The organism is Nocardioides zeicaulis, assembly GCF_042432345.1.
Classification (GTDB): domain Bacteria; phylum Actinomycetota; class Actinomycetes; order Propionibacteriales; family Nocardioidaceae; genus Nocardioides; species Nocardioides zeicaulis.
This window is the reverse complement of record NZ_JBHLXH010000002.1, coordinates 537149-544624: the sequence shown is the minus strand read 5'-3', so window position 1 is coordinate 544624 and position 7476 is coordinate 537149. Positions and strand designations below refer to the sequence as shown.

The 7476-nt window shown below is 74.3% G+C and carries 10 protein-coding genes; 7 read left to right on the top strand and 3 right to left on the bottom strand.

Annotated elements, in window-relative coordinates:
- Positions 1–9: 9 nt before the first annotated feature.
- Entirely contained in the window at positions 10–168 is a 159-nt protein-coding gene (locus ACFFJG_RS17215) for a DUF5679 domain-containing protein (protein ID WP_090969683.1), read from the bottom strand.
- Positions 169–370: 202 nt separating this feature from the next.
- Between ACFFJG_RS17215 and ACFFJG_RS17210 the strand changes: the two genes are divergently transcribed.
- From ACFFJG_RS17210 to ACFFJG_RS17200, 3 genes are all read left to right on the top strand, one after another.
- Positions 371–1177, top strand: a complete 807-nt coding sequence (locus tag ACFFJG_RS17210) for an enoyl-CoA hydratase/isomerase family protein (RefSeq protein WP_378520005.1) — start codon at positions 371–373, stop codon at positions 1175–1177.
- Between the two features lie 289 nt (positions 1178–1466).
- Positions 1467–2507: a PHP domain-containing protein gene (locus ACFFJG_RS17205; RefSeq protein WP_378520004.1), complete on the top strand. Its 1041-nt coding sequence runs from the start codon at positions 1467–1469 to the stop codon at positions 2505–2507.
- A 47-nt stretch (positions 2508–2554) separates the two neighbouring features.
- Positions 2555–3094 carry a M48 metallopeptidase family protein gene (locus ACFFJG_RS17200; protein ID WP_378520003.1) on the top strand — a complete coding sequence of 180 codons (540 nt, stop codon included), beginning with the start codon at positions 2555–2557 and terminating at the stop codon, positions 3092–3094.
- Here ACFFJG_RS17200 and ACFFJG_RS17195 read toward each other — a convergent pair.
- Together ACFFJG_RS17195 and ACFFJG_RS17190 are read right to left on the bottom strand one after the other, a co-directional pair.
- Entirely contained in the window at positions 3079–3693 is a 615-nt protein-coding gene (locus tag ACFFJG_RS17195; RefSeq protein WP_378520002.1) for an NUDIX hydrolase, read from the bottom strand. The genes ACFFJG_RS17200 and ACFFJG_RS17195 overlap by 16 nt on opposite strands.
- Entirely contained in the window at positions 3690–5024 is a 1335-nt protein-coding gene (locus tag ACFFJG_RS17190) for a zinc-dependent metalloprotease (protein ID WP_378520001.1), read from the bottom strand. The genes ACFFJG_RS17195 and ACFFJG_RS17190 overlap by 4 nt, the downstream gene beginning before the upstream one ends.
- A gap of 73 nt (positions 5025–5097) precedes the next feature.
- Between ACFFJG_RS17190 and ACFFJG_RS17185 the strand changes: the two genes are divergently transcribed.
- Genes ACFFJG_RS17185 through ACFFJG_RS17170 form a run of 4 tightly spaced genes read left to right on the top strand, consistent with a single transcriptional unit; the run spans position 5098 to position 7472 of the window.
- A complete protein-coding gene (locus ACFFJG_RS17185; RefSeq protein WP_378520000.1) occupies positions 5098–5523 on the top strand; it encodes a molybdenum cofactor biosynthesis protein MoaE in 426 nt (141 codons plus the stop codon).
- A 42-nt stretch (positions 5524–5565) separates the two neighbouring features.
- A complete protein-coding gene (locus ACFFJG_RS17180; RefSeq protein WP_378519999.1) occupies positions 5566–5826 on the top strand; it encodes a hypothetical protein in 261 nt (86 codons plus the stop codon).
- A 27-nt stretch (positions 5827–5853) separates the two neighbouring features.
- Positions 5854–6906 carry a YlbL family protein gene (locus ACFFJG_RS17175; protein ID WP_378519998.1) on the top strand — a complete coding sequence of 351 codons (1053 nt, stop codon included), beginning with the start codon at positions 5854–5856 and terminating at the stop codon, positions 6904–6906.
- Entirely contained in the window at positions 6903–7472 is a 570-nt protein-coding gene (locus ACFFJG_RS17170) for a PPA1309 family protein (RefSeq protein WP_378519997.1), read from the top strand. Before ACFFJG_RS17175 ends, ACFFJG_RS17170 begins: the two co-directional genes overlap by 4 nt.
- The last annotated feature ends 4 nt before the right edge of the window (positions 7473–7476 follow it).

The window sequence follows — 7476 nt, the reverse complement described above, 5'->3', positions numbered from 1 at the left end:
GGCGCTCGGTCACGCCTTGCCGAGGATGCGGTTCAGGTTGGTACCGCAGACCGGGCAGACGCCCTTGGCCATCTTGGTGCCCTTGTCGTTGACCTTGATCTCGCCCTCCGCCTCGCGCTTCTCCTTGCACTTGACGCAGTAGAACTCACCGCTCCAGGTCTCCGCCATGACGGCCTCCTTGCTCGTTACTCATTGGTCGTCGCGACGGGGATGCTGGTGGGGAAGCCCGCCGGGGTGCGCAGGCTCCGCCCGCGCTCCGCGGCCGACCCTACGCCACGCGTGGCCCACGCTCACGCACCACACGCGCCGCGCGTGCGGCACGCTCAGGGCCCGCCCCTCCGCGCCCGGTCCCGAGCACTACCCTCGGGCCATGTCCGACCACACCGCCGACCTGACCCACCTGCGCCTCGAGCGTTCCTCCGAGGGCGTCGTGCTGCTCACCCTCGACAACCCCGGGATGCGCAACGCGATGAGCGAGGAGATGACCTCCTCGTGGGTCCGCGCGATCGACGCGATCGCCGCCGACCCCGGCGTGCGCGCCGTCGTCGTGACTGGCGAGGGCAGCGCGTTCTGCTCCGGCGGCAACACCTCCTGGATCGCCAGCGAGCCCGATGCCACCGTCGACCACCTGCGCGCCCGCATGCTCCCGTTCTACCGCGCGTGGCTCTCGGTGCGCCGGCTCGAGGTGCCGACCATCGCCGCGGTCAACGGGCACGCGATCGGCGCCGGCCTGTGTCTCGCCCTGGCCTGCGACATCCGCTACGCCGCGAGCGGCGCCAAGCTCGGCCTGCCGTTCAACAAGCTCGGCATGCACGCCGGCATGGCCGGCACCTGGCTGCTGCCGAACGTCGTCGGACCGGCCCACGCGCGCGACCTGCTGCTGACCGGCCGGGTCGTCGAGGCCGAGGAAGCGCTGCGCCTGGGCATGGTGTCGCGCGTCGTCGAGCCCGAGGGGTTCCTCGACGACGTGCTGCGCACCGCGGCCGACATCGCCGCGACCGCGCCGATCGCGGCGCGGCTGACCAAGGTGGCGCTGGCCGACGGCGGCCACGCCGACTTCGAGTCGGCACTGCAGTGGGAGGCGCTCGCGCAGCCGATGACGCTCGCCACCGCCGACCTCCAGGAGGGCATCGCGGCGGCCCAGCAGAAGCGGGCCCCGCAGTTCCGGGGCGCCTGAGACGGCAGAAGGGGCCCCGCAGCCGCCGCCGCCTGCCTTCCCCAGCTGACGTCGACGGGCCGTGGGGCCCTTCCGGCGCAGACGCTAGGGCTCCGCGGGGCCGCGGTCAACGCCGTTGTGTCCCAGCCTGTGGAGAGAGCTGTGGACGGGGTGTGCAGGACCGGGGCGCCGCCGTGGATCACGCGGCCGCGGGTGGGGAGGGCGCTGTGGGCGACACGCCCGGGCGTACGTCGTACTGTGCCCGGTGACCAGCCACGATGCACGACCCGAGCCTGTGGAGGAGAACCGAGTGAGCGACCGGGACGAGTCACCCGGGCCGGTGGCGACGCTGCGCCGGATCGCGTTCCTGATGGAGCGCCAGCGCGAGGAGTCGCGCCGGATCGAGGCGTTCCGGCGGGCCGCGCGCACGATCCTCCCGCTGCCCGACGAGGAGGTGCGCCGGCGCGCCGAGGACGGCACGCTCACCGAGCTGCCGGGCATCGGCAGGAGCACCGCGGCGGTCATCACCGACGCGTGCCGCGGGGTCGTGCCCGAGCGCCTGCTCGCCCTCGAGGAGACGGCCGGCCCGCTCGCCACGGGCGGGGAGGAGCTGCGCGCGCTCCTGCGTGGCGACCTGCACTCGCACTCCGACTGGTCCGACGGGGGATCGCCGCTGGAGGAGATGGCGATGACCGCCATGGAGCTCGGCCACGACTACCTCGTCCTCACCGACCACAGTCCACGCCTGACGATCGCCCACGGCCTCAGTGCCGCCCGTCTCGCCAGGCAGCTCGACGTGGTGGACGCCGTCAACGACCACCTCGGCGGCTCGTTCACCCTGCTCAAGGGCATCGAGGTCGACATCCTCGACGACGGGTCGCTCGACCAGACCGACGAGATGCTCGGGCGCCTCGACGTCCGGGTGGCGTCGGTCCACTCGAAGCTGAAGATGGACGCCGACGCGATGACGCGACGGATGGTGGCGGCCGTGCGCAACCCCCACACCAACGTGCTGGGCCACTGCACCGGCCGGCTGGTGACGGGCGGGCGCGGCACCCGGCCGCAGAGCCAGTTCGACGCCAGGGCGGTGTTCACGGCCTGCGCGGAGGAGGGCGTGGCGGTCGAGATCAACTCGCGGCCCGAGCGCCGCGACCCGCCGACGCGACTGATCGAGCTCGCCCGCGACCTCGGCTGCCTGTTCTCCATCGACTCCGACGCCCACGCCCCCGGTCAGCTCGACATGCTCGACTTCGGGGCGGCGCGGGCCACCGAGGCGGGCATCGACCCCGACCGGATCGTCACGACGTGGGAGCGGCCGCGCCTGCTCGCGTGGGCCGGCGCGCGGCTGTGACCGCGCGTGCGGCCCCGGGCGTGGCTGCGGACGGCTAGGTTCGACCCATGCCCGAGCCGACGCCCGCCCCCGAGGTGGAGGTACGCCGCTCGCGGCGCCGGCGACGCACGGTCTCGGCCTACCGCGAGGGCGAGCGCATCGTGGTGCTGATCCCCGCCACGATGAGCGCCAGGGACGAGGCGCGCTGGGTGGCCGACATGGTGGCCCGCATCGAGCGCAAGGAGCAGCGGCGCAAGCCCTCCGACGAGCAGCTCATGGCACGCGCGCGCGCCCTCAACGACGCCTGGCTCGGCGGCATGGCGACGCCGTCGAGCGTGCGGTGGGTGTCGAACCAGCAGTCCCGCTGGGGCTCGTGCACCCCCGGCGACCGCACGATCCGGCTCTCCGAGCGGCTCCAGCAGATGCCGGCCTGGGTGGTCGACTACGTCCTGGTGCACGAGCTCGCCCACCTGCTGGTGCCGGGTCACACCGAGGAGTTCTGGGCCTGGGTCGACCGCTACCCCCGGGCCGAGCGCGCCAAGGGCTACCTCGCCGGGTGGTCGACGGCCGCCCGCCTCGAGCTGCCCGAGGGCTACGACCCGACCTGACCCGCGCCGGTCCGCTCGCGCACCCGCGCCACGGCGGCGTCGATGAGGACGTACATGTCGTCGAAGGTCTGCGGCAGCGCGTCCAGCGGCCACCACCGCACGTCGAGCGACTCCGCGCTGGTGACGGGGGAGTCGTCGGGGTCGGCGACGGCGAGGAACCGGACGTCGAGGTGGTGGACGGTGCCGCGGTCGGAGCAGAACTCCACCGCGTGCTCGTCGAGGGACAGCGGCTCGGTGTCGAGCTCGAAACGCGTCAGTCCCGACTCCTCGACCAGCTCGCGACGCGCACCGTCGGCCAGCGAGGCATCACCCTCCTCGAGGTGGCCGCCGAAGGCCAGCCACGCGTCGGCCTTGCGGTGGTGGTTGAGCAGCACCGCGTCGCCGCGGGAGGACACGACGATCGCGCCGGCGGTGAGGTGGTCGGGGAAGCACGGCTTCGAGAGCCCGTCGGGGTGCTCGGCGAGGTGGGCGAGGTACCGGTCGCGCAGGGCAGCCTGCCCGGGGGAGGGCGCGTACCACCCCGCGAGCGTGGCGACCGCGCTCGCGTGCAGGGCCGCTCGTGCTGAGGAGGGCGACCCACGCCCGTCACGAAGGGTCACTCGCGGGGCCGGTCGTCGCCGCCGTCGAGCAGGTCGCGCAGGCCGGCGTCGAACTCCTCGGCCGAGAGCTCCTCGGGCGCGACGGAGTCCTCGCGGAAGCCCAGCGGGTCGTCGAGGTCCGCGGCGGTGGGCAGCAGGTGCGGCGACATCCACACGCCGTCGCGGGCCTCGACGCCCTGGCGGGTGCGCAGCGAGCCCCACAGGGTGGAGGCGTCGCGCAGTCGCCGGGGCCGCAGCTCGAGGCCGACGAGGGTGGCGAACGTCTGCTCGGCAGGGCCGCCCGCGGCCCGCCGGCGGCGCACGGTCTCCTGGAGCTTGGCCGCGGCCGGCATCCGCTCGGCGGTGGCCTGGCCGACGACCTCGTCGACCCAGCCCTCGACCAGGGCGAGGGTGACCTCCAGCGTCTCCAGCGCGGCCTTCTGCGCAGGCGACGGCTCGGGGTCGAACAGGCCTCCCGAGAGCGCCTCCTGCATCGCTGCGGGGTTGCTGATGTCGATCTCGCGGAGCTTCTCCTCCATGCCGGAGGTGTCGAAGTCCATGCCCGCGCCGTACTCGGCGACCGCGCTGATGAGGTGGTCGCGCAGCCACGGGACCCCGGCGAAGAGCCGCTGGTGGGCGGCCTCGCGCAGCGCGAGGTAGAGCAGGACGTCGTCGGCGGTGACGTCGGGCAGCTCGGCGGCGAACGCCTCGACGTTGGTCGGCAGCAGCGCCGCCTTGCCGATCGGGCCGAGCGGGAGGCCGATGTCGGAGGCGCTGAGGACGTCGCCGGCCAGGGCGCCGAGGCCGCTGCCGACCTGCGAGGCGACCATCGCGCCGCTCGCCTTGCCGAGCATCGCGACGAGAGGCCCGACGAGCTGGCGCATCTCCTCGGGCATCGCCTGGCCGAGCGCGGTGGTGGCGGAGCCGGCGATCGGCTCGACGAGCACCTTCCACACGTCGATGGTCTCCACGATCCACTCCGCGCGCGACCAGGCCGCGGTCGTGGTGACGCCGGAGCTGAACTCGGTGGTGGTGTCGAGCCAGTGGTCGGCCAGGCGGACCGCGTCGGCGACCGCGGCCGACTGGGCCGGGGTCACGCTCGGGTCGGGCTCCTGGGCGGCCGTGCGGCGGGCGAGGTCCTGGACGGTGTCCCAGTTGACCGGGCCGTCGTGCGGGGCGAAGAGCCCCTGCACCTGCGCCATGAGCGCGTTGAGGTCGGGCATCGGCCCCGCGGCGCCGAACCCACCGGGGCCACCGGCCATGCCGCCCAGCTGGGAGAAGATCTGCTCGAAGGGCGTGCCCTTGAACGGGTTGCTGTCGTCGCCGGAGGGTCCGCCGGGGGTCTCACTCATGAGGCCCACGGTACCCACCGGCCCACAGGGACGGGGCGGCTCTCCCGGGCGGTCCGGGCCTAGACTCGACCGCGTGACCGACCCCGTGCGCCTCGTCGACATCCGTGACACACCGCTCGACGTCGCGGAGGTCGTGGCCTCCCTCGAGGACGACGGCGCGGGCGGCCTGACGCTGTTCGTCGGTCGGGTCCGCGACCACGACGGCGGCAAGGGCGTCACCGCGCTCGACTACTCCGCGCACCCCACGGCGCTGGCCCGCCTCGAGGAGGTCTGCCGTCGGGTGGCCGGGGCCCACGACGTCCGCGGCGTGGCCGCGGTGCACCGCGTCGGACAGCTGCGGATCGGCGACCTGGCGGTGGTGGTCGCGACCACGGCCGCGCACCGGGGCGACGCCTTCGCCGCCTCGCGCGACCTCATCGACACGCTCAAGGCCGAGGTGCCGATCTGGAAGCACCAGGTCTTCGACGACACCACCGAGGAGTGGGTCGGCACGCCGTAGCGCCTGCCGTGCCCGGGCGCCTCGCGCCCCTAGGCTCGCGCTGTGGAGATCCTGCTCTGGCTCGTGCCGGCCGCCGTGACGACGGTCCTGGCGATGCTGTGGGTGTCGTGGGCGGGTCGCGACGGTCGCGGCGAGGTCGACCGCGACGTCGCCGTCGAGCGCCTGGGTCGCGCCCTGGCCAAGGAGCTGCCCGCGCAGGCCCGGCGTACGCCTGCCGCGACGCGGGAGCGCACCACCGGCATCGCGGTGCGCCCGAGCCACGCCGAGGCGCGTCGCGGTGGCGACACCCGTCGCGCCTCGTAGTTGCACTGGTTTGAGAGACTTCCGCCCATGAGTCAGCGGACCAGGGCGGGGCTGCTCGCACTGACCCTGCTGGCCGTGCTGTGGGGAGCGGCGGCCTTCGTGCCGCTGCCCTACGTCACGTACTACCCGGGACCGACCGTCGACATCCTCGGCGCGCCCGACGGCCGGGAGTCGGTGCAGGTCTCCGGCCACCGCGTCTACCGCGACGACGGCGAGATGCGGATGACGACGGTCTACGTCAGCCAGCCCGAGGACGACGTCAGCCTGCCCGAGCTGCTGCGCGCCTACCTCGACCCCGACGCCGCCGTGTGGCCGCGGACCTCGGTCTACGCCCCCGAGGAGACCGACGAGTCGAGCGACCGCGAGTCGGCCGTGCAGATGGTGTCCTCCCAGGACACCGCCGTCGCGGCCGCCCTGATCGAGATGGGCGAGGACGTCCCGTCGCTCGTCGAGGTCGTCGACGTGGTGCCGGGCAGCGCCGCGGAGGGTCGCCTCGAGGTGCGCGACCTCGTGCTCACGGTCGACGGCAAGGACGTCGCCGACCCGCAGGACGTCGTCGACGCGGTCACCGCGGCGCCCGAGGGCCGGCCGGTCACCTTCGTCGTGCGCCGCGACGGCAGGCAGCGGACCGTCGAGGTGACGCCGAGGGACGTCGACGGCACGCCCCGCGTCGGCGTCACCACCGGCACCGGCTTCGACTTCCCCTACGACGTCCGGGTCGACATCGCCGACAACATCGGCGGGCCGAGCGCGGGGCTGATGATGTCCCTGGCCATCCTCGACACGCTCACCCCCGGGTCGATGACCGACGGCGCCGACATCGCCGGCACCGGGACGATCACGCCCGAGGGCGAGGTCGGCCCGATCGGCGGCATCCAGCAGAAGGTCGCCGCCGCCCGCGACGCCGGGGCGCAGCTGTTCTTCGTGCCGGCCGACAACTGCGACGGCATCGGCGGCGTCGACACCGGCGACATGCGGCTGGCGAGGGCCAGCACGCTCCACGAGGTCGTCGGCGCGCTGGCCGACTGGACCGCGGACCACGACACCGATCTCCCGAGCTGCGAGGACGCCACCCGATGACCCAGGCCGACGACCCGACCGCGCTGCCCGAAGACCCGGCCCTGGCGACTGCGGTGCTCGAGATCGAGGCGCACGTCGCCGGCGACGGCTGGGACCAGCCGGCCCGGCTCTACGCCCTCGTCGACACCGGCGCGCTCGTCGCCCAGGAGCCGGCGCTCGCCGCGGCCATGGGCCTCGACGGCCCCGGCGACGACGGCTCCTTCACGCCGATCGAGCAGGAGGGCCTCCCGCCCGGCCAGGCGCTCGAGGACGCGCTGCAGACCATCGCCTGGCCCGAGAGCGTCGCCGGCTGCGCGGCAGTGGTCGAGCGCCTCGTGCTCCCGCCCGGCGCCGACGACGACCTGCCCGACGACCCGGCCGAGGCCGAGCGGTGGGCGCGCGAGCACCCCGACCGCCAGGAGGTCCGGATGGTCGCCGGCGTGACCCGCGCCGGGGCGTCGTACTGCGCCCTGCGCCTGCGGGCCCACGACGACGACCAGTCGGTGGTCAACGGCACCGAGCTGGTGCCCGGACTCCTCGACCTCCTCCACGCGACGTTGCACGACAGCCCCACCGAGACCCTCTGAGCAG

What these genes read in the sequence shown, in the direction of transcription:
- ACFFJG_RS17215 (WP_090969683.1), bottom strand. Translation starts at nt 168, where the DNA reads ATGGCGGAGACCTGGAGCGGTGAGTTCTACTGCGTCAAGTGCAAGGAG.
- ACFFJG_RS17210 (WP_378520005.1), top strand. Translation starts at nt 371, where the DNA reads ATGTCCGACCACACCGCCGACCTGACCCACCTGCGCCTCGAGCGTTCC.
- ACFFJG_RS17200 (WP_378520003.1), top strand. Translation starts at nt 2,555, where the DNA reads ATGCCCGAGCCGACGCCCGCCCCCGAGGTGGAGGTACGCCGCTCGCGG.
- ACFFJG_RS17190 (WP_378520001.1), bottom strand. Translation starts at nt 5,024, where the DNA reads ATGAGTGAGACCCCCGGCGGACCCTCCGGCGACGACAGCAACCCGTTC.
- ACFFJG_RS17175 (WP_378519998.1), top strand. Translation starts at nt 5,854, where the DNA reads ATGAGTCAGCGGACCAGGGCGGGGCTGCTCGCACTGACCCTGCTGGCC.
- ACFFJG_RS17170 (WP_378519997.1), top strand. Translation starts at nt 6,903, where the DNA reads ATGACCCAGGCCGACGACCCGACCGCGCTGCCCGAAGACCCGGCCCTG.